23 protein-coding genes are annotated in these 20,432 nt (G+C 65.8%); 11 read left to right on the top strand and 12 right to left on the bottom strand.

Annotation, left to right across the window (positions count from 1 at the left end):
- Positions 1–6 precede the first annotated feature (6 nt).
- The 7 genes from ACSQ9I_RS26520 to ACSQ9I_RS26490 form a co-directional block, all read right to left on the bottom strand.
- Positions 7–654, bottom strand: coding sequence for an OmpA family protein (locus tag ACSQ9I_RS26520; RefSeq protein ID WP_436309817.1), 648 nt, complete (start codon positions 652–654; stop codon positions 7–9).
- Positions 654–2,459: a hypothetical protein gene (locus ACSQ9I_RS26515; protein ID WP_436315060.1), complete on the bottom strand. Its 1,806-nt coding sequence runs from the start codon at positions 2,457–2,459 to the stop codon at positions 654–656. The genes ACSQ9I_RS26520 and ACSQ9I_RS26515 overlap by 1 nt, the downstream gene beginning before the upstream one ends.
- Positions 2,456–3,103, bottom strand: coding sequence for a DUF3348 domain-containing protein (locus tag ACSQ9I_RS26510; RefSeq protein WP_436295287.1), 648 nt, complete (start codon positions 3,101–3,103; stop codon positions 2,456–2,458). Before ACSQ9I_RS26510 ends, ACSQ9I_RS26515 begins: the two co-directional genes overlap by 4 nt.
- An 81-nt stretch (positions 3,104–3,184) precedes the next feature.
- The gene (locus ACSQ9I_RS26505) at positions 3,185–4,369 is read right to left on the bottom strand and encodes an amylo-alpha-1,6-glucosidase (RefSeq protein ID WP_436309814.1); all 1,185 of its coding nucleotides are present in this window, start codon (positions 4,367–4,369) and stop codon (positions 3,185–3,187) included.
- Between the two features lie 101 nt (positions 4,370–4,470).
- Positions 4,471–4,698 carry a hypothetical protein gene (locus ACSQ9I_RS26500; RefSeq protein ID WP_436315059.1) on the bottom strand — a complete coding sequence of 76 codons (228 nt, stop codon included), beginning with the start codon at positions 4,696–4,698 and terminating at the stop codon, positions 4,471–4,473.
- A 92-nt stretch (positions 4,699–4,790) separates the two neighbouring features.
- Positions 4,791–5,096: a hypothetical protein gene (locus ACSQ9I_RS26495; RefSeq protein WP_436315058.1), complete on the bottom strand. Its 306-nt coding sequence runs from the start codon at positions 5,094–5,096 to the stop codon at positions 4,791–4,793.
- A gap of 161 nt (positions 5,097–5,257) precedes the next feature.
- Positions 5,258–5,734: a DUF6130 family protein gene (locus tag ACSQ9I_RS26490; protein WP_436315056.1), complete on the bottom strand. Its 477-nt coding sequence runs from the start codon at positions 5,732–5,734 to the stop codon at positions 5,258–5,260.
- A 293-nt stretch (positions 5,735–6,027) separates the two neighbouring features.
- On the opposite strand from ACSQ9I_RS26490, the gene ACSQ9I_RS26485 reads away from it, so the two are divergent.
- Positions 6,028–6,447, top strand: a complete 420-nt coding sequence (locus tag ACSQ9I_RS26485) for a cupin domain-containing protein (RefSeq protein WP_436315055.1) — start codon at positions 6,028–6,030, stop codon at positions 6,445–6,447.
- A gap of 136 nt (positions 6,448–6,583) precedes the next feature.
- Here ACSQ9I_RS26485 and ACSQ9I_RS26480 read toward each other — a convergent pair whose 3' ends face one another.
- Positions 6,584–6,850, bottom strand: a complete 267-nt coding sequence (locus ACSQ9I_RS26480; RefSeq protein WP_093103801.1) for a hypothetical protein — start codon at positions 6,848–6,850, stop codon at positions 6,584–6,586.
- A 427-nt stretch (positions 6,851–7,277) separates the two neighbouring features.
- Between ACSQ9I_RS26480 and ACSQ9I_RS26475 the strand changes: the two genes are divergently transcribed.
- The 5 genes from ACSQ9I_RS26475 to ACSQ9I_RS26455 are packed head-to-tail and all read left to right on the top strand — an operon-like array spanning position 7,278 to position 11,690.
- Entirely contained in the window at positions 7,278–8,456 is a 1,179-nt protein-coding gene (locus tag ACSQ9I_RS26475; protein ID WP_436315053.1) for an aminotransferase class V-fold PLP-dependent enzyme, read from the top strand.
- Between the two features lie 37 nt (positions 8,457–8,493).
- Complete coding sequence (locus ACSQ9I_RS26470; RefSeq protein WP_436315052.1) at positions 8,494–9,393, top strand: transporter substrate-binding domain-containing protein; 900 nt, start codon at positions 8,494–8,496, stop codon at positions 9,391–9,393.
- A gap of 30 nt (positions 9,394–9,423) precedes the next feature.
- Complete coding sequence (locus tag ACSQ9I_RS26465; RefSeq protein ID WP_436315051.1) at positions 9,424–10,191, top strand: amino acid ABC transporter permease; 768 nt, start codon at positions 9,424–9,426, stop codon at positions 10,189–10,191.
- Complete coding sequence (locus ACSQ9I_RS26460) at positions 10,188–10,880, top strand: amino acid ABC transporter permease (protein WP_436315050.1); 693 nt, start codon at positions 10,188–10,190, stop codon at positions 10,878–10,880. Before ACSQ9I_RS26465 ends, ACSQ9I_RS26460 begins: the two co-directional genes overlap by 4 nt.
- Before the next feature lie 18 nt (positions 10,881–10,898).
- Positions 10,899–11,690 carry an IclR family transcriptional regulator gene (locus ACSQ9I_RS26455; RefSeq protein WP_436315049.1) on the top strand — a complete coding sequence of 264 codons (792 nt, stop codon included), beginning with the start codon at positions 10,899–10,901 and terminating at the stop codon, positions 11,688–11,690.
- A gap of 4 nt (positions 11,691–11,694) precedes the next feature.
- Here ACSQ9I_RS26455 and ACSQ9I_RS26450 read toward each other — a convergent pair whose 3' ends face one another.
- Entirely contained in the window at positions 11,695–12,435 is a 741-nt protein-coding gene (locus ACSQ9I_RS26450) for a hypothetical protein (RefSeq protein WP_436315048.1), read from the bottom strand.
- Between the two features lie 134 nt (positions 12,436–12,569).
- Between ACSQ9I_RS26450 and ACSQ9I_RS26445 the strand changes: the two genes are divergently transcribed.
- Both ACSQ9I_RS26445 and ACSQ9I_RS26440 read left to right on the top strand, forming a co-directional pair.
- Positions 12,570–13,205, top strand: coding sequence for an FABP family protein (locus ACSQ9I_RS26445; protein WP_436315047.1), 636 nt, complete (start codon positions 12,570–12,572; stop codon positions 13,203–13,205).
- A 34-nt stretch (positions 13,206–13,239) separates the two neighbouring features.
- Positions 13,240–14,526 (top strand): lytic murein transglycosylase, encoded by a 1,287-nt coding sequence (locus ACSQ9I_RS26440; RefSeq protein WP_436315833.1) that lies wholly within the window; start codon positions 13,240–13,242, stop codon positions 14,524–14,526.
- Here the strand turns inward: ACSQ9I_RS26440 and ACSQ9I_RS26435 are convergent.
- On the bottom strand, positions 14,523–15,086 hold the full coding sequence (locus ACSQ9I_RS26435) for an SET domain-containing protein (protein ID WP_436315045.1): 564 nt from the start codon (positions 15,084–15,086) through the stop codon (positions 14,523–14,525). The genes ACSQ9I_RS26440 and ACSQ9I_RS26435 overlap by 4 nt on opposite strands.
- A 107-nt stretch (positions 15,087–15,193) precedes the next feature.
- Here ACSQ9I_RS26435 and ACSQ9I_RS26430 point away from each other — a divergent pair, with 107 nt between their 5' ends.
- From ACSQ9I_RS26430 to ACSQ9I_RS26420, 3 genes are read left to right on the top strand one after another with little or no spacing between them, the layout of a single operon-like run.
- The gene (locus tag ACSQ9I_RS26430; RefSeq protein WP_436315044.1) at positions 15,194–17,101 is read left to right on the top strand and encodes a galactose oxidase-like domain-containing protein; all 1,908 of its coding nucleotides are present in this window, start codon (positions 15,194–15,196) and stop codon (positions 17,099–17,101) included.
- 32 nt (positions 17,102–17,133) lie between these two features.
- Positions 17,134–17,571 (top strand): hypothetical protein, encoded by a 438-nt coding sequence (locus ACSQ9I_RS26425; RefSeq protein ID WP_436309801.1) that lies wholly within the window; start codon positions 17,134–17,136, stop codon positions 17,569–17,571.
- Positions 17,568–18,170: an SCO family protein gene (locus ACSQ9I_RS26420; protein ID WP_436315042.1), complete on the top strand. Its 603-nt coding sequence runs from the start codon at positions 17,568–17,570 to the stop codon at positions 18,168–18,170. The genes ACSQ9I_RS26425 and ACSQ9I_RS26420 overlap by 4 nt, the downstream gene beginning before the upstream one ends.
- On the opposite strand, the gene ACSQ9I_RS26415 is transcribed toward ACSQ9I_RS26420, so the two are convergent.
- Complete coding sequence (locus ACSQ9I_RS26415; protein WP_436315041.1) at positions 18,153–19,589, bottom strand: cytochrome P450; 1,437 nt, start codon at positions 19,587–19,589, stop codon at positions 18,153–18,155. The two genes, ACSQ9I_RS26420 and ACSQ9I_RS26415, sit on opposite strands and share 18 nt — an antisense overlap.
- Before the next feature lie 65 nt (positions 19,590–19,654).
- The gene (locus ACSQ9I_RS26410; RefSeq protein ID WP_436315040.1) at positions 19,655–20,308 is read right to left on the bottom strand and encodes an N-acetyltransferase family protein; all 654 of its coding nucleotides are present in this window, start codon (positions 20,306–20,308) and stop codon (positions 19,655–19,657) included.
- Positions 20,309–20,432: the final 124 nt, after the last annotated feature.

Genomic DNA, 20,432 nt, shown 5'->3' with positions numbered 1-20,432 from the left:
CCCTCGCTACTCACGGGACTTCATGCTTGCGTTGGACGGTCTCGGCGTGGGCGCCATTTCCACGCGCCGGTTCCTGGATCGTCCGTCGGCATCGGCGTTCGACGCCACCGCCTGCTCGGAACCGAAGGCTGCGGCAAATACCGAGGACGACGGGATGCCTTCCTCGATCAAGGCCCGGGTCACCGTCAAGGCCCGCTGAGCCGACAGCTCCCAGTTGTCGGCGAATTGGCGGTTGCCTCCCCGCACCTGCCGGTCGTCGGTGAAGCCGCTCACCATCAGGATCTCGTCGCGGCCCTGGAGGTAGGCGGCCAGCGGTGCGCTCAGGCTCTTCAACAGTTGCCGGCCTTCGGGCTGCAACTCGGCGGAGTTGACGGCGAACAGTACGCTGCCGCTGATGCCGATGCGCCCGTTGTTCAGCGTCACCCGGCCCGCCGCCAGCGGCCCCGCGAGTGCCTGCTCGAGGGCCTGCAGTCGCTGCGCTGCAGCCTGCCGCTGCCTGACCTCGGCTTCCAGCTTCGTCGTGAGGTCCAGCTGCATGCCGACCACGCACACCAGGATCAGCACGAAGGCGCCCAGCAGCCCCGACATCAGATCGCCGAACACGGCCCATACCGGCACCGTCGGCTCCAGGCCGGCGTCGACGTCCTCCGTCATCACGCTTCGCTGCCCATCGGTGCCCGGCTGCTGGCGAGCTGCTGCAGATCCTCGACGATCTGCTTCTGCGACATGATGCTCAGGTCGATGACTTCTCTGGCCTGCGCCACGTAGTAGTCCAGCTGCTCGTCACTGCGCGCGATGGACTTGCCGAGCGCGCCTTCGATGCGCTGCAGATGGGCTACCAGCTTGTCGTTCGATTGGCTGAACAGCTGCACCGCGAAACCGAATGCCTCGCCCAGGCTTGCCACCTCGACGGCACTGCCGGTGATCTGTGCGGCGACGTCGGCCATCTTCCCGGTTTCCGCGTCGACCTTGTCCGTGAAGCGCGTGCCGACACGATCGAGCAAGTCGGCCGACGCGGCGACCAGCGCGTCGATTGCCGAGCGCTGTTCGGTGGACGCATGGTTCACGCTGTCGAGCAGGGTCTGCAGCGTTTCCAGAATGCGGCCGCGTTCCTCCAGCATCGTGTTGTCGCGCGCCATGCTGTCGGAAAGCTTCTGGCGCAGTTCGGCAATCACCTCGGCCGCGGCCCGGGGGGCTTCCGAGGCGGCATGCACGAGTTGGGCGATCTCGGCGATCGTGTTGCTCGCGTGCGCTTCCGTCCGGGCCGATATCTCTTCGGCGGTCTGCGCCAGCGTCTTGCAGAGCTGCTGCTGCTGGCTCTCGCTGCGCGCGCCCGCCTGCTGCCATTCCTGCTGCAGCGACACGGCCATCGCCTCGAGCGCATCGGTCCAGGCCGCCAGCCGCTGCTGGTCGCGCGACGCCATCTCCGCCTGCAGGTCGGCCTGCGCCTGGGCCACAGTGCGCAGCTGCGAAGCCGTATGCTGCTCCAAGCGGGTCGACAGCCCTTCCAGTTGCCGCTGCACGCCGTGCTCGATGGTGCCGTGCAAGGAGGTCGCCTCGCGCGCGATCCCGGCCATCGTGGCTTCGACGACCGGCTGGATCGTCGCGCCGGCAACGCGGGCACTCTCGGTCAGGCTCTCCTTCAACGAGCGGTCGACGGAGGAGGCCAGGCTTGCATACGCGGCCTCGGCCTTGCTGTGGAAGCTGTCCTGGCTGGAGAGCAGGCGCTCGTTCAAGGCCTGGCTCTGCCGCTCCATCGTCGCCATCATGGCCTGCAGCCGATCGACCAGCTCGGGCATCGCCTGGCCCTGTCGCTGCAGCAGCTTGAAGGACTCCTCGCGCTGATGGGCCAGGGAGAAGGCACGCAAGGTGGTCGCGATGCGCGTGTCGAGCAGCTGCGCGGCCTGCAGCCTGTCGCGCCGGCACAAGGCGGAGACGAGGCCCAGCATCGCGGACGCGGCCACGCCCGCAACGGACGTGCCGAAGGCCAGCCCCAGCCCCTTGACCGGGGCGGCCAGGGAGGAGCGGATGGCCTGCAGGTCCGACGCGCTCTCCAGCGCGATCCCGGTGCCGTTCAGCGTGACCACCATGCCGAGAAAGGTGCCCAGCATCCCCAGCAGCACCAGCAGCCCCGCGAGGTACGGCGTCAGGGCCGGGCCGGGCAAGCCGACGCGCTCACCCTCGATGCGCAGGCGCACCGCGTTCCGCAAGGAAGGATGCAGCTGGTCGAGCCAATGGCCCAGGCTCGCCGGGGGATCGGGCATGTCCGCCAAGGCGCGTGCCAGGGTGGACGTGGCCTGGTGGAAGCGGTGCAGTTCCAGCGCGCCCATCAGATAGAACGCGCCGACGAGCAGCGTGATCACCAGCGCCAACGGGTTCGAGCCGATGTACCCGGCGCCGACCCAACAGACGGCGGCCAAGCCCACGAAAAAAGCGAAGTGTTGAAGAAATCTAGTCATTCACTCTTGCGAAGGGCTTCGAGCAGCCCTTCGACCGGTTGCAATCGAATATCCAGCTCGGCAAGCAACACGCTTTGCATGTTCTTGCAGAAAACGTTTGACCAGCCTTCGGGCTGGGCCCCGCTGTCGGCCTGGCGCAAGCGCCCGAAATGCTTTTCGAGCAACCCGGGCACGGTCGACAGCAAGCGCTGCTCGTGCGCACCCAGCGCCTGTTCCATGACGGCATCCACGGCAGCAAGCCGGGCCATGGCGGGCGACCTGGCCGCCAGCTTCGCCCGCAGGCGACCGCGCAAGGGCTCGATGGCCGCCTCGATCGCCTGTTGCCTGGCGAGGTAGCGCCGACGGTATGCGGAGAAGTCGGCCCCGAGTGCGCTGTCTGCGGCGATGGCTTTCGCCAACGCGGCTCGCACGCGGGTGCATTCGGCTTCCTCGGCGCGCGCGGAAGCGCGCGCGCCGGATGGCGCAGTCGCCGCACCGCCATTCAACGCCGCGGACAGCGAGATGGCGTCGGTCCAACGGAGCCATTCACCCAATCGATCCGCGAAGCCTTGTTTGGATTCGGGAACGTCGGTGTCGGTCAGTTGAGCGAGCAAGCGAATGAGCGCCGATCCGGTGAAACCTGTGCGCCGTGACACTTGCACCATACCGCCAGAAGGAAAAGCCCGGCAGTCTACACCGCGCACTCGCGCCGGACGGGCTGGCCGAGTCGCCTCTGTAACGAGACGTCACCAGCCTGCGCCGCCGCCCAGCAGGGCGCGCCTGGCCAGCAGAAAGGTCGCCGCATTCCAGCTCTGCCCGGCCATCCCCATCGGCGCCAGCGTGCGGCCGTGGAACCACTCGGTGAAACGCCAGTCGCCGAGCTCGTTCACGCGCGCCAGTCGCGCGAGCTCCTGCCAGGCCATTGAGTGCAGGCCCACCCGGGCCAGCGCCATCACCCAGAAGCCGCCGACGAAGGGCCAGATGCCGCCGTTGTGGTACTGGTGCACCATGTTCTGCTGATGGCGCGCCATATACGGCCGCCACAGCGCATGCTGACGCGACAGCGGATGCAGCACCACACGCACAGGGTAGGGATCGCAGGCACGCGCCGCGCTGATGGTCTTGACGATGCGGCGTGCCATGGAGGAATCGGCCAGCCCGCTCTGTATGGCCAGCACGTTGCCGAACACATCCCCCTCGTCGCCGACGACCGAGAGATTGACGAAGCTGAGGTACAGGCCCGGGTCGCGCCGGCCGCGGCGCGCATAGTGCCGCAGCAGTCGGGCGCGATGGTACTCGGGCAGGTTGCGCTGGAACGGATTGAACAGGTGGTTGAAGTGGTACTGCGTCGCCTCGGCCTCGTCCATTGCGTAGCGACGCTTGACCTCGTACCAGAGCGCGTTGCTGTACAGCACGTAACCCGAGCGCGGCATGATGTCGGCCCAGTCGCTGGCCTCGTTCTGTTGCAGCAGTCGAAAGTGCTGGTGCTCCTGCGCCAGCAGCCAGCCGAGCGCGCGGCCTGCCTCGCGGCCCCAGTGCGAGCGACCGACGCGGCCATGGCGGCGCACATGATCCACCGCGATCAGCCACCACAAGGTGGCGTCGATGCAGCCCAGGTACCAAAAGTCGGCATCGCGGCCTTCCGGGTCGACGTATTTGGGGATCTGCCCATTGGCCGCCTGCTGTGCCGCGAGCGCGTCGAGGCTGGCCACCGCTCCCTGCTCCAGCGCCGGCACACCACTGCCGCACATCGCCATCACGCAGATCGCGGCGTCGCGCCCGAAGATGCGCGTGTAGCGCCGCGCCTCGGCCGCCTCGGTACGGCTCGCGGCCAGGATGCCGTGCGGCGTCAGGTTGCGTTCCAGCAGTTCGAGTGAAGCCTGGGAGCAGGTGTCGATCAGCGCGAGCGTGGGGGCGTCTAGGTTCTTCATGGGGGCGTAGGGGGCGGTGGGGCGCCGCTTGGCAGCGGGAGCTGCCGTTGACTTTGAACGAATCCCCTCTCGTTCTGGCGAAGATCGCGACGCGGCAGCAGTCAGTCGATCCAGGGACCACCAAGCATTGCTTGGATATACGCCGCGACCTTCACCAGGTCCTCGTCAGACATCGGGATCGGGGGTGCGTCGACAAGGTGCTCGGCGACCAGGTGCAGCTTTGCCGATGCATTGGGCTGCTCCTGGAGCAGAACCGCGATCGCCGCGGTTTGGGCGACAGTTCGCAACTCGAGCGAACGCAGTCGCGCGTTGACTTCTTCCATTTCCATTTTGTCCCTCCTCCCCGGGGTCCAAGTTGAGGAATCTGGATTCTGCTTCGAAAAAGGGCGGGCACGTCAACGGGTCCGCATCCGGTACTGCCTCAGCCCGCCCCATCCGCTGCGACAGAGCTTTCGCATGCAATGGCTGCGGAAGCGCGTTCTTGAAGGGCAAGTTCAGAGTTCCGAATCCGCCGGAGGACAGACCTTAGCTCGTACTCCTCCACATGGGTCAGCTCAAGCGCCAGGCTCCCGAACTCAGCTTGGTAGCAGGGCAACATCAACACCGCTGTGAGCGCGTGGACGTCATTGCCGCGTGCAATGTACGCATTGCACGCGGCAATGCTTCGATAGATTTCGAGCGCCCGTGCTACTCGGCCGGAAGCTTGCTTGCTTGTCTTACTGGTCATCGCCGGCTCCTTGTGGCGCGCCTCGGATGGCGCCGCAAGACAACTCTATTCACTCGGGAGCGCAGCGCGGAGTAACAAGATCGTCGTGAATCTGACCGCTGCACCCGTGGCGTGCGATGGCGATGAGGACTCCTGAATTGGCGCATCGCCCCATGCACGGCTTATCCGTGCTCGTGGGACTTTGACGCCTTCTGCTCCGGGACAGTCACGGCGATCGTTTCGCTGGCAAGGATCTTGTGACTCGGATCGGCAAGTTCGATCAGCATCTTGTGCACGCCAGGCTTCAAACCCACCACGATGATGGGATCGCCGCTCGTGTGGGCCCAGGTGCCGGGCCGGTCGTCGACTGTCACGTGAAGGTGGCCGACACGGGGCGATACCTCGGCGGCGCTCTTGCCGAAGACCGGGATGATCCGCAGGTTCTCGGTCCGGTGCTGAACGATGACGACGCCCCGAGCCAGAGGCTCGGCCAACGGCGGATACACAACGAGTTTCGGCGGCGGTTCCGATTCGAGCGGAATGACAGCCGCGGGACGGCCGATATCCGTGGCAGTTTGCGCGGCAGTTTGCGCCCAGGCTGCGACGCAGAAAACAGCGGCGGCAGCGACGACGGCAAGGTGTCTGAAAGCAGATGGCATGACGTTTTCTTTCGCAGAGGGTTGGTTGACGACGGCCGAATTTTCAGTGGGGAACTGAGCCTCCGGAGCGCAGAACGTATGCCTCTGTATCGGCACGAGAAATCAACACAGTACGTTTCATCTTGGGTTTGCGCGTCGCCCACGCGCCATGCGCCGCACGCCGGCAGTCGTTCTGTACGCCACTGTGTCTGACAGGCGCGAGAACACACGGGAATGCAAATCGACGGCCGCTCGACACATCGCAGATACGAGCGCCGTCTCCAATGCACTCTTCAACTTTTTGAAAGCCAGCCATGAAGACCTATTTCGCCATCGCATCCGCCAGTGCGGCGCTTGTCAGCCTGTTCGTGTTCTCGTCCCCTGCCTACGCCCACATGCCGCAGGCGCAGCCGCCGGGAATCGCGCGCACCGATCTCCAGCGGCACGATCTCACCGCGCCGGGACGCGAGGTCGTCCAGGTGCGCGTCGATTTCGCCCCCGGGGTGGTGGCCCCCAAGCACAGCCATCCGGGCGAAGAGATCGTCTATGCCGTCGAAGGCTTGCTGGAGTACCAGCTCGAGGGCAAGCCGCCGGTGACGCTCAAGGCCGGTGAGGTCCTGTTCATTCCGGCCGGAGCGAACCACAGGGTGACGAACGTCGGCAGCGGCAACGCGGCGGAGCTCGCCACGTACATCGTCGAAAAAGGGAAGCCGCTCGTCGTGCTGGGGAAGTGAGAGACCAGCTTCGGGCCCCTTGTCGTCCGTCGACCTCCGCATCTGAACTTTCGCTCCGCAGCGAAACCGGCCGTTACCCGCAAGATGCTGGGCTTCGACAGTCGGGCCAGCAGACCTTCGACCCTGAGGCGCGAACCTACTGCCCTACGACCGACCAGCCCGCTTGTTGGTTCGTCTTGTCGTTTTCGTACTCCCACCGCGTGCCGCAGGCGTCGCAACGGTAGCTGGTGATGGTGACCGTGTGACCGCCGCTATCGCCATCGCTGCGCTCCGCCTTGCGACTGGACATCTGAACGAGTTCGGCATGCCCGGGCGCGCGGCGCCAGTTGCGCTGGATTGCGGCGCACGAGGCGCAGAGCACCAGCTTCTTCAGTTCGTCTCGTCGGTTGGATGCGTTCGTCATACGGCTTGTGCCTTCTCTCTATCGGGTCGACCATTCAATCGACCCATGCTAACAACATGACAGATTCCACTGGCCAGTCCGTCAGGGGCTCTCCCTTCGCATTTGCCCATGCGGCGCCGAGGACTGAACACGCGTCCGAAAAGTGCGACGCAAAAAAATGAGGTGACCCTCCGAACAGTGCTTGAAAGACGCTCTCCGAGGTGCTCGGCGACTAAATTCCGTCTCAGAATTCGGACGCAAGTTCTGGAGCGGCCTGCAGGTGCTTTTCCTCGTAAGCCCGGACTTCGACCTGGCCGAATATTGAGACGTGGTGGCTCAATGGCGCTCCTAGGATGGGCCATCGCATCAATCGACGTTACACGGTGATCACGCGTTCCGTGCACCAGTCGCCCCGTTTCGGGGCACCGATTGATGAACCGAGGAAACCATGTCAGTCACTCTCGAACTCGACTCCATCCGCCAGGAGTTTCCCGTCACCAAGCGGATGCTCTACCTGGACTCCGCGCACCAGACGCCGATGGCGACTTGCGTCCGCCAGGCGCTCGCGGAATTTCTCGCCGAAGGCAACGAAATGGCCGGGCCGAAGCCGGTATGGATGCGCCGCGTGGAGCGTGCTCGTGAGGACGTTGCTGCGCTGCTCAACGCGTCGCCCGGCGAGATCGCCTTCACCAAGAACACGTCTGAAGGACTGAACATCGCCGCCAATGCCGTTCCGCTCGCGAGCGGGGACACGGTCCTCATGCTCGAAGGCGACCATCCGAACAACGCCTATGCCTGGCTCAACCTCAAGCGCAAGGGCGTAAAGGTACGCTTCGTGAAGGTGGCAGACGATGAAATCGCGACGGCGGAAACCTTCGAGCGCTTCATCGACGCCACGACCAAGGTGATCTCGCTGTCTCACGTGACCTTCCATGCTGGCCAGCGGCACGATATCGCCAGCATCGGCCGCCTGTGCGCGCAAAAGGGCATCTACCTGGTTGTCGACGTGATGCAGTCGGTCGGCGTGGTTCCGGTCGACGTCAAGAAACTGGGCGTTTCTGTGCTCGCCGCCGGCTGCCACAAGGGTTTGCTGGTACCCCAGGGCCTGGGCATCCTCTACGTGAAGGCCGGCCTCGATGAGCTTCAACCGGCGTACCTGGCAATGAGCAGCTTGGCGAATCCCCCCGAAGACTACATAGCGCGGCCTGACGATCTTGCACCGCGCAAGGATGCGGGTCGCTTCGAGTTCGGCAACTACAACCTTCCGGATCTGCATGCCCTGTCGAGCTCGATCGGTCTCATTCAGAAGACCGGCGTCGAGCGAATCGAAGAGCATGTGCTCGCGCTCGGTGATCGGCTGATCGCCCAACTCGAAAAGCTCGACGTGCGCCTCGTTGGACCGCGCGCTCGTGCCAGACGTGCGCACATCTACGTGATGGATCTGCCGGTTGCCGAGTGGCACGACTATTTCACGCAGAACCAGGTTCGCGTGTCGCCCGAGCGAGGCGGTGTTCGCATCTCCTTCGGCATGTTCAACACCGCCGAGGACGTTGACCAGGTTGTGTCGCTGATCCAGCAGCGCTTGAACCGAACCGGCCATCCGGCCGCTGCGACCCAGGTCGACTGAGCGCCATCCATTTCCATTGCCCGCAGGAGAATCTTTCATGAACTTGAAGTCGTCCTTTCTCACCATCGCAGCAGCAAGCCTGTTGGTTGCGAGCATGCCCACCTTCGCCCAGGCGGGCGGCGATACGCTGCAGAAGATCAAGGAAACCGGAGCGATCACGCTCGGCTACCGCGAGTCGTCCGTGCCGTTCTCATTCCTGGACAGCCAGCAGAAACCCGTTGGCATCTCGATGGACCTGTGCGCGGCCATCGTGGACAAGGTGAAGCAGCAGCTGAACCTGCCCAAGCTCGAAGTCAAGTACGTGGCGGTCAACTCGTCGAATCGCATCCCGCTGGTCGTGAACGGCACTGTCGACGTCGAGTGCGGTGGCACCGCGAACAATGCGGCGCGGCAGAAGCAGGTCGGCTTTTCCGTTGCGACCTTCGTCAGCCAGCCGCTTTGGCTGGTGCGCGTGGACTCCGGCGTGAAGAAGCCCACGGACCTCAAGGGCAAGACCGTCGTGGTCACGCAGGGCTCCAATGCCGTTGGCTTCGCGCGCAAGTTCAACGAAGAGCAGAAGATGGAGCTGGTGACGATCGCGGCCAAGGATCACGGCGAATCGATGCTCACGCTCGACAGCAACCGTGCCGTAGCCTGGCTCGAAGACGACATCCTGCTGGCGGGCGAGAAGGCCAACTCGCGCAACTCGGCATCGTTTGCCCTCGTGCCGGGCGGCTTCGACAACATCTACTACGGCTTGATGCTGCGCAAGGACGATCCAGCGTTCAAAGCCCTGGTCGACGGCGTGCTCGGCAACCTCATGAAGAGCGGCGAGTACGACAAGCTCTACAAGAAGTGGTTCGAGTCGCCGATTCCGCCGCGCAACGTGAGTCTTTCCTTTCCGATGACGGAAAAGCTGAAGGAGCGAGTCAAGGCGCCCAGCGACAGGATCGACTGAAGAACCATCTGCAACTGACCGGAGCTCGACGTGTTCGAAGTCCTTTTCGAAACAGTCCAGGACGGAGAGGAGCTGTATCTCACCTGGCTGCTCAATGGTTTGGCTTGGACGGTGGCTCTGGCGCTGGCAGGCTGGTGTTTTGCCTTCGTCTTGGGGGTGCTGGTCGGATGCTGCCGGACATCCTCCAACCGGGGCATAGCGCTGGCCGCGCGGCTCTATGTGGAGGTCTTCCGCAATATTCCAATCATCGTCCAGATGTTCCTTTGGTATTTCGTACTGCCGGAACTGCTACCAGCCGATCTCGGCAGCGCGATGAAGAAGATGCCGCCCCCCTGGGGTGCGTTCGTTCCGGCCCTCATCGCGCTTTCGCTCTACACCGGAGCGCGCGTGGCCGAGCAAGTCAAAGCGGGTATCGAGGCGTTGCCCTACGGCCAGCGTTCAGCAGCCAGGGCACTCGGCATGAGCGAGCTAAGGGTGTATCGCACCATCCTGCTTCCGCAGGCGCTGCGAATCATCATGCCGACGCTGACCAGCGAGGTGATGGGCATCTTCAAGAACACGTCCGTAGCTCTAACCATCGGGCTTCTCGAACTCACCGCCCAAGCCCGACAAATTAACGAGTTCACCTTCAAGACGTTCCAAGCCTTTGGCGCGGCAACCCTTCTCTATCTGCTGCTCGCTCTCTTCGTCTACGCAATCATGCATGGCTTGGAACGGCGCCTTCGCACGCCTGGCTCGGAACTCACGATCGCGCGGCGCCGCTTCTTCTTGTTGAGGAAGGAGGCTGCAAAGCCATGAATCACTTCGATTTCTCCGTGATTGCGCAGGCCTACCCGTTCCTGCTCAAAGGGTTGGTGTTCTCGCTGGAGCTCACCGCGGTCGGCTTCCTCGGGGGATTGGTGCTCGGTATCGGCTTGGCTCTTGTGCGGCACCTTGAAGTTCCGGTGGCATCGCAGCTCGCCAGCGCGTACATCACGCTGATTCGCTCAGTCCCGCTGATCATGGTGCTCTTCTGGTTCTTCTTCCTGATGCCGCTTGTGCTGATGTGGATGACAGGAGCTTCAAGGCCGGTGCAGATCGGACCCGTGTGGACGGCCTTCGTGACCTTCACATTGTTCGAGGCCGCCTACTACGCGGAGATCATCCGCGCCGGGTTCAAGGCGATAGCAAAGGGGCAGTATGGCGCTTGCAGGGCGTTGGGGATGTCCACGTGGCAGAGCTATCGGCTGATCATCCTCCCGCAGGTCCTGCGGGTTGTCAGTCCGATCCTGCTCACGCAGACGATCATCCTGTTTCAGGACACGTCGCTGGTCTACGTGCTTTCCGTGACCGATCTCCTGGGTGCAGCGTCGAAGATCGCCCAACGTGATGGGCGCCTCGTCGAGATGTACCTGGCGGTCGCCGTGATTTACATGGTGCTTTGCTCGATCACGTCGCAACTCGTTGCCGTACTGAAGAATCGCTATGCAGTTCCAGGACGGCGCTAGAGTCCCAATAATCCGGTCATGAGCACATCGACCAGGAAGGCCAGGAAAACTTCGACAGCCGTCGCAGGAACGCCCGTCGAACGGCTGTTCGCGGTCCTCAACCTGGCGGCCAAGATGGGCATGATCTCCGCAGCCGATATCGTCTACCTCCTCGATCTGCCCAGGCCTACGGCTCACCGGATGATCGCCTCGCTGGAGGAACTGCACTTTCTTCAGAAGATGCCGGTCAAGGGCAAGTACGCCGTCGCGCCCAAGCTGGTCGGATTGGCGACCTCGATCCTGAGCTCCACGATTGTCTACGCGCCCATCCAGGCACTGTTGACCGCCGTTGCACAAAAGACCGGAGAGACCTGTGGGCTGGCACTGATGTCCTTCGGCGAGGTCGAGTACATCGCAAGCGTCATGGGCCAGTCGCCGCTCACGCTGCAGTTCCAGGCTGGGCAAAAGGCGCCGCTGCACTGCACGTCCAGCGGTCAGGTCTTTCTTGCAGCGTTGCCGCCGGATGAACTCGCAAAGTTCATGGCCTCCGGCCCCTGGGAGCCGCTGACGCCCAAGACCGTCACCGAACCGAAGGGGCTTCTCGAGCGCCTCCGAAAGGTGAAGAACCAAGGTTATGCGGCCAACGAGTCCGAGTACATCGTGGGCGTCGTCGGTGCCGCAGTACCCATACAGGGCACAGATGGCCAGGTCGTGGCGGCGCTCACGATTTCTGCGCCGAAGAGCCGACGCACGCTCGAGGAAGTCGTCGCGATGGTACCTACGTTGACGACCTACGCAGATCGGATCAGGCGGGCGATCCAACCTAGATAGGATCTCAGCGGTCTCGGCACCACCGGCCCGAATCCGGACACACACTGGCCCGTGCGCCATTCAGCCAGACCTGCTCTTCATCCAGTTGCAACGAGGTCGAAGGATCGATGTCGAAGTCGATCCGAAGTGCGCGCGCGACATCGGCATTCTCGATGGGAAGTTCCCAGGTCAGGAATACCTGGGTGCAATCCTGGTCGGGCGCGAAGTCGGCCACATGGAAGCCGCCGCTCCGGCGCTTGATGACGGCGTGCGGCTGGCCCGTATCGAATATCACAGCCGTACCCCTGGCAAGCGGGATTCGATGACCTGTAGCGGGGAAATGCAGGTCCAGACCCCTGTCCTCGCTCAGGAAGAGATTGCAGAAGGCCGCACCGCCATAGCGTGCGCCGTCATGGTGGTACTTCGCGCCGCGGCAGGCCATGAGGGCTACGTCACAGGAGGCAAGCACCTCGGGCAGACCGAGCGTGCGCGTCCAATCGGATGCTGCCTTCACGCAGTGCCTGTAGTCCGGCCAGCGCGCACGCGCTCGCGCCAGAGGCAATGCCTCGACGTCTCCGGGTTCCAGGCCCAAGCGCAACGATGTCTCCCTTTCCCAATCTGCCAACAGCCTCGCAGGGGGCGCAGGCGCGTCGACCGTGCCTGACAGCACGACATCACTCACGCTTCGACTGCGGATGGCATCGCCACTCCAGAAATAGGAAGCAAGGAGGTCTCGCACGCGATGCGGTTGAGGGGGGTGGCTCATCCGACCAGTGTAGTAATCGGCGATGGATCGCCCATCGCAAGCAGCCGTGCTGCGGTTGGCGCCGTTGTGGCAGGATGCGGGCCAGAACCAGGCGATCGAACTCGCCGACTGCACTCAACTTCCCGGCCTCTCCCATGCCCACGTTTCCGGACGACATCTACACCGAGCCTTCCAACCTGGATGGAAGAACCCTCTCCAACCTCGGTCCGCTGCGCAGGATGGCGGGCCTGTGGCAGGGCGAGAAGGGCGTGGACGTCAAGCCCAAGGCGCAGGGACCGAAGACGCAGGTCTATGGAGAGCACTACGAATTGCAGCCGATCGATCCCCAGACCAACGGCCCGCAAGTGTTGTATGGCCTGCGCTATCACACCTACATCCACAAGCCGGGGCTGACCAAGATGTATCACGATCAGGTCGGCTACTGGTTGTGGGAACCTGCCACCGGCACCGTCATGCACACACTGGCGATTCCGCGAGGCCAGGTAGCGATGGCGAGCGGCCAAGTGAAGGCGGACGCAGACCGCTTTGAACTCGTCGCCACGCGCGGGAGCCTCGTGAACGGCATCGTGTCCAACGCGTTCATCGAGCATGCTTTCACCACGCTGGAGTGGCGTATTGAGGTCGCGTTCAATGCCGATGGCACCTGGTCGTACAACCAAGATACCGTCATGCAGATCCAAGGGCTTGCCGAACCCTTTCATCACACCGACCGCAACACACTCACGAAGATCGGTGAGCCGGCTCCCAATCCGTTGGCAATGCAGGATTGAGCGTCGCCGCCAGGATCGGTGGCGAATAGTCAGAATGCACCAAGCCCATTTCCCATCGCTGCATTTCCCCCGGCTTGCCCTGATGGCGCTCGCGGTCGCTCTGCTGGGCGGCTGCGCTTCCGTGCCATCTACAGCGCCATCGCAGCCATCAACGGCGCTCCCGACGCCCATGCCCGCGGCCGTGGACGACGCAGAGCTCCACAAGCGGTTCGCACAGTGGGTCGCGGACTTCCGCGCGACCGCGCGCGCAGGAGGCATCGGCGAGGCCACGCTGCGCAGCGCATTCGACAATGTCCAGTACCTGCCGCGCGTCATCGAACTGGATCGTGTGCAGCCCGAACTCACGCGCACGGTCTGGGACTATCTTGATCGAACCGTGACCGCCCAACGTGTTGCGGCGGGCCAGGACAAGCTCCTGCAGGTTCGCAACGAAGCCGAAGCGGCGGCCTCGCGCTACGGCGTCCCGCCCAGCATCGTGGTCGCCATCTGGGGCATGGAGAGCAACTACGGCAGCAATTACGGCAGTACCCCGACCATCGACGCGCTGGCGACGCTGGGCTTCGAGGGGCGTCGCGCGGACTGGGCGCGCGCTGAGTTGCTCGCGGCGCTGAAGATCGTCGACAACGGCGACATCGATCGCGAACACCTGGTCGGCTCCTGGGCTGGTGCCATGGGCCAGACCCAGTTCCTGCCGTCGAACTTCCTGGCCTACGCGGTGGATGCCGATGGCGATGGTCGGCGTGACATCTGGGGCAGCATGGCGGACGTGATGGCCTCGACCGCGAACTTCCTGTCGCGCGCGGGCTGGCAGGCGGACAAGCCTTGGGGCGTCGAGGTCCGGTTGCCGACCGGCTTCGACTACGGTCGGGCCGACACAGCCGTGCGCCAGTCCACCGCTCAATGGGCCGCCGAGGGGCTGCGAAGCGCGGACGGTCAGCCACTGCCGGAGTTTGCGGACGGAACGATCCTGCTGCCCGCAGGCGCGCGCGGGCCGGCTTTCCTGGTCGGATCGAACTTCCGAGCCATCTTGCGCTACAACAACTCGACCAGCTATGCGCTCGCGGTCGGCCTTCTTGCGCAACGCCTGACTGGCGGCCCCGACGTGCAGTCCCCTTGGCCGCGGGATCTGGCCGCTCTCACGCGCAGCCAACTGATCGAGCTCCAGACCGCGCTCAATCAGCGTGGCTTTGCCAGCGGAGCGCCCGACGGCGTGATGGGCCCCGCCACCCGTGACGGCCTGCGCCGCTATCAACGCAGTGTCGGCTTGCCCGCGGACGGCTATCCGAGCGCAGAGCTGCTTCAGCGCCTGCAACAGCGCTAGCCGAGGTCTGCGAGCATCGTGCCGCGGCAATTGGGAGACCCGCAACGGCAGGGATAGTCCGAGGCCGGCGAGCCGTCGTCCGCTGTCAGGCAATAGTCGATGAACAGTTCGTCCCCCGCGTTCACGGGAGCGATCGTCTGGAACTTCAGCAACAACTGGCCTGCGTCGTCGTACTCCTCGACCGCCTCGCAGTTCGGGTCGCAGGCGTGATTCAGGTGCCGAGTGCCATTGCCTCCCTTGGCGCCATCGATGGTTTCCCGATTGGACAAGGTAAAGAGGTAAGTGAGCAGGCCATCCCAGACCTTGGCGGCGATCTCTTGCTGTGAGTAGCGCCGGCCTTCGTAGATACCCAGCAATGCGAAAGCGGGCAACGCGCGCGTCGCGAAGGCGCCGAGGCCGTGGACTTCGCTGGGCCCACCCTGAGGCAGGGGGTCGAGGAATGGTGTTTGCGAAGCTTTGCCATGTGAGTCGGATTTGTAGACGGAGCCCGAACTTGCCGAAGGCTGTATCGGGTAGTTCAACAGGTTCTTTCTGAAGCCGCTCCAGATCGGCGGTTTCATCCGAACAGCTGGGCCGCGGCGCAATTTTGAATACTTTAGTATTGTTTCTTGCGCGCGCAAGGACTAAGCTGGCACCCGTCGGATGAAGATCAAAAAAGGAGGAACGGATGACCAGCGTTCCATCGGCGCGCGCCTTGCGCGGCCTTGCTTATGCGTCCCTGGTGTTCCTGGCTTGGTGCGGCGGCGACGACGGAGGCGGCGGCAGAGCGCAGGGCGCTAACGCGGCGCTCGCGGACGTGTCCGCATCGAGCAGGCCGGCGCCGGGCGGAGAGCCTGCGATCCTGACCAGTCCGCCCCCCGGCACCAAATTCGCCAGCCGCAGCGCGACCTTCGTCTGGACCAACACCGGCGCCAACCAGTACGGCTTCGCGATCCAGTCGACCTCCTCGGCGACACCGGTGGTCGACACCGTGACCAGCGCGACCACGCTGACAGTGACAAACCTGCCCACGGACGGCGCGGGCCTCGTGGTCCGGCTGCGCTCCCGATTCAAGGGAAAGTGGCTGCCATCCAACGAGTACAGCTTCACGGCAGCCGGATACACCGCGGCGCAGTCCACCGCTGCCGTCAAGCCCTGGTCCGATCCGATCGCGCTGCCGCTCGTGCCCGCCTCGGCCGCCAACCTGCCGGACGGCAAGCTGCTGCTGTGGGCGGCCCGCTCGCCCACCAGCTTCAGCACGAGCAGCAACGAGGCCTACACCTACACCTCGGTGTTCGACCCCGCCACGCGATCGTCGAGCCCCCTGACGGTCACGGCCACGGGCCACCAGATGTTCTGCCCCGGCCTCAGCATGCTGGCCGACGGCAGCGTGCTGGTCACCGGCGGCAGCGATGCGGTGAAGACCTCGATCTACGACCCGGCGCTGGGCGGCTGGGTGACGGGTGCGCAACTCGGGATCGCACGTGCCTACCAGTCCAGCACCACGATGTCCGACGGCTCCGTATTCACGGTCGGTGGTTCGTGGAACGGCGGACTGGGCGGCAAGTATGGCGAGGTGTGGTCGGCCAGCACCAGGACCTGGCGCACGCTGTCCGGCGTACCGGCCAACATGCCGGACGCGAGCAATGTCTCCAACCCGCCGCTGGCCGGCCCGGACGCGTCCGGGGTCTACCGAGGCGACAACCACATGTGGCTGTTCGGCGCCGCCGGCGGCTGGGTGTTCCACGCCGGTCCCGCCGCCGCGATGCACTGGATCGACACGCTCGGCAGCGGTGCCATCCTGCAGGCCGGCCCGCGCAGCGACGACCCGTACGCCATGACCGCGAGCGCCGTGATGTACGACATCGGCAAGATCCTCAAGCTCGGCGGCGCGCCGAACCACGACAGCGGCAACGCCTTCAAGACCGCCTACATCATCGACATCAATGCGGGCGCGCCGAACCCACCCACGGTGCGCAAGGTCTCGCCCATGGCCTATGGCCGCACCTTCGTCAACAGCGTGGTGCTGCCCAACGGCGAGGTGCTTGTGATCGGCGGCCAGACGCAGCCCGTGACCTTCTCCGACTCCTACAGCGTGCTGGCTACCGAGCTGTGGAGCCCGGTGCTCGAGAGCTTCATCACCCTGCCGCCGATGCAGAGACCGCGCAACTACCACAGCGTGGCGTTGCTGCTGCTGGACGGACGCGTGCTGGCGGGCGGCGGCGGGCTGTGCGCCTGCCCTGCCGACCACCCTGACGCGGAGATCTACACGCCACCCTACCTGCTGGCGCCCGACGGAACGCCGGCACCCCGCCCGGCCATCACGGCCGCGCCGGCCACCGCCACATGGGGCAGCCAGATCGCCGTGGCCACCGACCGCGCGGCGGCCGGCTTTGCATTGGTGCGCATGGCGTCGGCCACTCACTCGGTCAACACCGACCAGCGTCGCATCCCGCTCTCCTTCACGGGCACGGCAGGCAACTACCAGCTGGGCATTCCGGCCGATCGCGGCGTGGTGCTGCCGGGCAACTACATGCTGTTCGCGCTGGACGGCAGCGGCGTGCCCAGCGTGGCGCGCACCATCAACATCCGCTAGTGGCCGGCGCGCTTCGCAAGCTGAGGCTCCCGATGGCGCTGGCGCTCGCAACCGCACTGGCCGCGGGCCTGGCGTGGCGCGGGTGGCGCGAACCCACCGTGCCGGCCTCGGTGGCGCGCGGCGCGCGCCTGTTCGAGGGCACCGAGCCGCTCGCCGGCACGCTGTCCGGCCACAGCGCGCCGCTGCCGGTCGCGGCGACGCGCTGCACCCAGTGCCACGCCGGCCCTGGCAAGTCCACCGCCGCGGCCTCCAATTTCGCGCCGCCGCTGGACCGGCGCCAGCTGCGCGAAGCCCGCCCGCGCCGGGGCGGCCCGCCCGTCGCGTACGAGCAGGCGTCCTTCTGCCGCACGCTGCGCACCGGCGTCGATCCGGCCCACATCGTGTTGCCCCGAGCCATGCCGCGCTTCGATGCCGACGATGGCCAGTGCGCGGCCTTGTGGGACTACCTGACGCAGGGCCCCCCCGAATGAACGCGCATCGCCCCCTCGTCCCATCCCGGGTTGCATCCCCCGGGCGCCGGCGCCTGGTTGCCGCCGGTGCGCTGGCGTGGCTGGGGGTGCCGCCGGCCGCCCGTGCCAACGCCGGCGTCGGCCCGGTGATGCCGGCCGTGGCGGCCCCTGCCTTGCCGCTGCGGCGCCACGACGGCGCCGCGCCGACGCTCGCGGCGCAGCTGCGCGGCGCCCCGACCGCCGTCCAATTGATGTTCACCGGCTGCAGCACGGTCTGCCCGATCCAGGGCGCCTTGTTCTCGGCGCTGCAGGCCGCGTTGCTGGCCGAGCGCGATGCGGCGGCGCGCCTGCTGTCGCTGAGCATCGACCCGCTGGCCGACGACCCCGCCGCCCTGAGCGGCTGGCTGCGGCGTTTCGGCGCCAGGCCCACATGGAGCGCGGCGGCGCCTGCCCCCGAGGCGCTCGACCCGATGCTCTCGTTGTTCAAGGGGGGCGCGGCCGCGGGCGACCGCCATACCGGCCAGGTTTATCTGTTCGATCGCCACGCTCGGCTGGTCTGGCGTACCAGCGAGCTGCCGCCGGCGGCCGAGGTCATGGCCGCGCTACGGCGCGTTGCGTAGCCGCAACCTCAGGCCTACGGGCGACATCGTGAACGCCAGCCGCTCCTGCACTTCCGTGCCGTCGGCGGTGGATACGTCCGCGATCTCGAACGCGCCGAGCAGCATGGCGGCCACCATCTTCATCTCCGACAGCGCGAGGTAGCGGCCGGGACAGGTGCGCGGCCCGGCGCCGAAAGGCATGGCGACCCGCTTGGCCGAGCCCGCGGCCCGGCCCGGGCCATCCCCGGCGAGCCAGCGTTCCGGCCAGAACGCCTCGGGATCGGCGAAATGCGCGGCATTCACGGCCCCGGGGCGCATCAGGCACATCACCGGCGTGCCGGCAGGCACCGCCACACCGTCCACCACGGTATCGCGCACGGCCTCCTGGATGAGGAGCGGGGCGACCGGCTTCAGCCGCATCGTCTCGTGCGCGCAGGCTTCCACGAAATCGAGCTGGCCCAACTGCTCGTGGGTGGGATGCGATCCCTCGCCGATCACGCGACGAACTTCCTCGGCGGCCCGTTGTGCGGCCTCGGGATGGCGATGCAGCAGCCAGATCATCCACGCCAGCGTGTTGGCCGTCGTGTCCTCGCCGGCCAGCAGCATGGTCAGCATGTTGCCGGAAACGTCCTCGTCGGTCAGCTCGGAGCCGGGCCGGTCGCGCTCGGCGACCATGGCTTCGATGAGGTTGCGGGGGTGCTCGCGCAGTTCAGGCTCGTCGGCGAGCCGTTGCCTCGCGGCGGCGATGAAGCCGTTCACGGCGCCGTGCACCGCCGCCAGATCCGCTTCCACCGCCCGGTCGCGCCGCGTCAGCCAGCGCGGCAGCGGAGACAGCACGCGCTTGGCCAGCGCGGGCAGCAGCTTGTCCAGGTGCTGCTGGATCACCTCCTCGTCCGACTCCAACGTGTTGATGTCCGTGCCGAAGGCCAGGCCCGCGGTCACGTCGACGGTGTAGCGCATCAGGTCCGCCTGCAGGTCGATCGGCTGTCCGGCCTCCGCGGCCCGGCGCCAGCGGCCCTCGAAACGCTGCGTGACCTTCACCAGCGTGGGATGGAAGGCCTTGATGTGGGTCGGGTCCAGGCCGCGCAGCACCATGGGCCGGTGCCGCCTCCATTCGTCGCCGTTGATGGTGAACAGGCCATTGAAGCCCAGCGAGCGAGCCGCCGCGTTGAGCTTTGCGCCGCGCTGGAATCCGTCGGGCCGGTCGCGCAGCACCGCGGCGACCGTCCCCGGGTTGGAGATGACGACGAACTCGCGGGAGGCGATGCGGAACCGGTAGATCTCGCCGTACTCGCGCGCCCACTGCTCGACCTTCTGGTGCAGGCGTTCGCGCTCGATCTGGAGGGCATTGCCCAGCAGAGGCAGGCCGCGCGGCCCCGGCAGCTCGCGAATACGCCGCAGAGGTGCATCCGCACGCGGTCCATCGGTGGTGATCGCCATGTCGGTCCCTTCGTGCGCCGGCGCGCTAAAAGCGCGGCATCTTATCTCGACCCGCGGGAGGCCATTCAGAAGCCGAACTGGAAGAGCTGGTTGCTCAGCCAGCGCCGCAGTACGTCCACGGGCCGCGGCGCGGGCGCCTGCGGCAGCCGCGGGGCCACGCCACGTTCCATGCGCAGCACCGGCCGATCGGCGCCCTGGGCGCACGCGACGAAGCCCATGCGCTGCATGAAGCGGATCATCCGGCGGTTGGAAGACGGCACCTCGCCGACAAGCCGGTGCAGGCCGGCATCGCGCGCCGCTTCGAGCAGGCGATCGAGCAATTGCTCGGCCAACCCCTGGCCCTGCCAGAAGTCGGCCACGACAAGCGTCAGCTCCGCGCAGTCGCCGTCCGCGCCGACGTCGTAGCGCGCCTCCCCGATCACCTCCTCGTCGTGGTCCAGCCTCAGCGTGGCGACGAAAGCGGCATGGCGAACGCCGTCCACGTTGACCAGATCCAGCAGCATGGCCGGCGAGCAGGCACCGAAGCCGCGGCCGAAGCGCTCGCAGCGCGAGGCGGCCGACAGCCTGGCGACGAAGCCGCCGAAGCGCTTCGCGTCGTCGGAACGCAGGGCACGGATCTGGGCCGGTACGCCGTTGCGCAGCCGCACGTGCCGAGGCAGTCCCACGGCACGCCGCGTCGCGGCGATGGCTGCGGCCGGGGTGGTGTTCAGCTTGAGCATGGCGCTATTCCGTTGGCTGGTGAAAAGGAGTGCCAAGCTTCTCGCGCCGCGCCCTTCCAGTCCTTAAGTAGTACTGAAGCGTGCTGAAGCCCGCTTCAGGCGGCCGCCGGCCTCCCGAATTCAG

The sequence above is a fragment of the Variovorax sp. LjRoot84 genome (genome assembly GCF_964254305.1).
Lineage (GTDB): Bacteria > Pseudomonadota > Gammaproteobacteria > Burkholderiales > Burkholderiaceae_C > Variovorax.
Note: the sequence above shows the minus strand (reverse complement) of the source record. Positions and strands in the feature narration are given on the sequence as shown.

What these genes read in the sequence shown, in the direction of transcription:
- ACSQ9I_RS26520 (WP_436309817.1), bottom strand. Translation starts at nt 654, where the DNA reads ATGACGGAGGACGTCGACGCCGGCCTGGAGCCGACGGTGCCGGTATGG.
- ACSQ9I_RS26515 (WP_436315060.1), bottom strand. Translation starts at nt 2,459, where the DNA reads ATGACTAGATTTCTTCAACACTTCGCTTTTTTCGTGGGCTTGGCCGCC.
- ACSQ9I_RS26510 (WP_436295287.1), bottom strand. Translation starts at nt 3,103, where the DNA reads ATGGTGCAAGTGTCACGGCGCACAGGTTTCACCGGATCGGCGCTCATT.
- ACSQ9I_RS26505 (WP_436309814.1), bottom strand. Translation starts at nt 4,369, where the DNA reads ATGAAGAACCTAGACGCCCCCACGCTCGCGCTGATCGACACCTGCTCC.
- ACSQ9I_RS26500 (WP_436315059.1), bottom strand. Translation starts at nt 4,698, where the DNA reads ATGGAAATGGAAGAAGTCAACGCGCGACTGCGTTCGCTCGAGTTGCGA.
- ACSQ9I_RS26495 (WP_436315058.1), bottom strand. Translation starts at nt 5,096, where the DNA reads ATGACCAGTAAGACAAGCAAGCAAGCTTCCGGCCGAGTAGCACGGGCG.
- ACSQ9I_RS26490 (WP_436315056.1), bottom strand. Translation starts at nt 5,734, where the DNA reads ATGCCATCTGCTTTCAGACACCTTGCCGTCGTCGCTGCCGCCGCTGTT.
- ACSQ9I_RS26485 (WP_436315055.1), top strand. Translation starts at nt 6,028, where the DNA reads ATGAAGACCTATTTCGCCATCGCATCCGCCAGTGCGGCGCTTGTCAGC.
- ACSQ9I_RS26480 (WP_093103801.1), bottom strand. Translation starts at nt 6,850, where the DNA reads ATGACGAACGCATCCAACCGACGAGACGAACTGAAGAAGCTGGTGCTC.
- ACSQ9I_RS26475 (WP_436315053.1), top strand. Translation starts at nt 7,278, where the DNA reads ATGTCAGTCACTCTCGAACTCGACTCCATCCGCCAGGAGTTTCCCGTC.
- ACSQ9I_RS26470 (WP_436315052.1), top strand. Translation starts at nt 8,494, where the DNA reads ATGAACTTGAAGTCGTCCTTTCTCACCATCGCAGCAGCAAGCCTGTTG.
- ACSQ9I_RS26460 (WP_436315050.1), top strand. Translation starts at nt 10,188, where the DNA reads ATGAATCACTTCGATTTCTCCGTGATTGCGCAGGCCTACCCGTTCCTG.
- ACSQ9I_RS26455 (WP_436315049.1), top strand. Translation starts at nt 10,899, where the DNA reads ATGAGCACATCGACCAGGAAGGCCAGGAAAACTTCGACAGCCGTCGCA.
- ACSQ9I_RS26450 (WP_436315048.1), bottom strand. Translation starts at nt 12,435, where the DNA reads ATGAGCCACCCCCCTCAACCGCATCGCGTGCGAGACCTCCTTGCTTCC.
- ACSQ9I_RS26445 (WP_436315047.1), top strand. Translation starts at nt 12,570, where the DNA reads ATGCCCACGTTTCCGGACGACATCTACACCGAGCCTTCCAACCTGGAT.
- ACSQ9I_RS26440 (WP_436315833.1), top strand. Translation starts at nt 13,240, where the DNA reads ATGCACCAAGCCCATTTCCCATCGCTGCATTTCCCCCGGCTTGCCCTG.
- ACSQ9I_RS26435 (WP_436315045.1), bottom strand. Translation starts at nt 15,086, where the DNA reads ATGAAACCGCCGATCTGGAGCGGCTTCAGAAAGAACCTGTTGAACTAC.
- ACSQ9I_RS26430 (WP_436315044.1), top strand. Translation starts at nt 15,194, where the DNA reads ATGACCAGCGTTCCATCGGCGCGCGCCTTGCGCGGCCTTGCTTATGCG.
- ACSQ9I_RS26425 (WP_436309801.1), top strand. Translation starts at nt 17,134, where the DNA reads ATGGCGCTGGCGCTCGCAACCGCACTGGCCGCGGGCCTGGCGTGGCGC.
- ACSQ9I_RS26420 (WP_436315042.1), top strand. Translation starts at nt 17,568, where the DNA reads ATGAACGCGCATCGCCCCCTCGTCCCATCCCGGGTTGCATCCCCCGGG.
- ACSQ9I_RS26415 (WP_436315041.1), bottom strand. Translation starts at nt 19,589, where the DNA reads ATGGCGATCACCACCGATGGACCGCGTGCGGATGCACCTCTGCGGCGT.
- ACSQ9I_RS26410 (WP_436315040.1), bottom strand. Translation starts at nt 20,308, where the DNA reads ATGCTCAAGCTGAACACCACCCCGGCCGCAGCCATCGCCGCGACGCGG.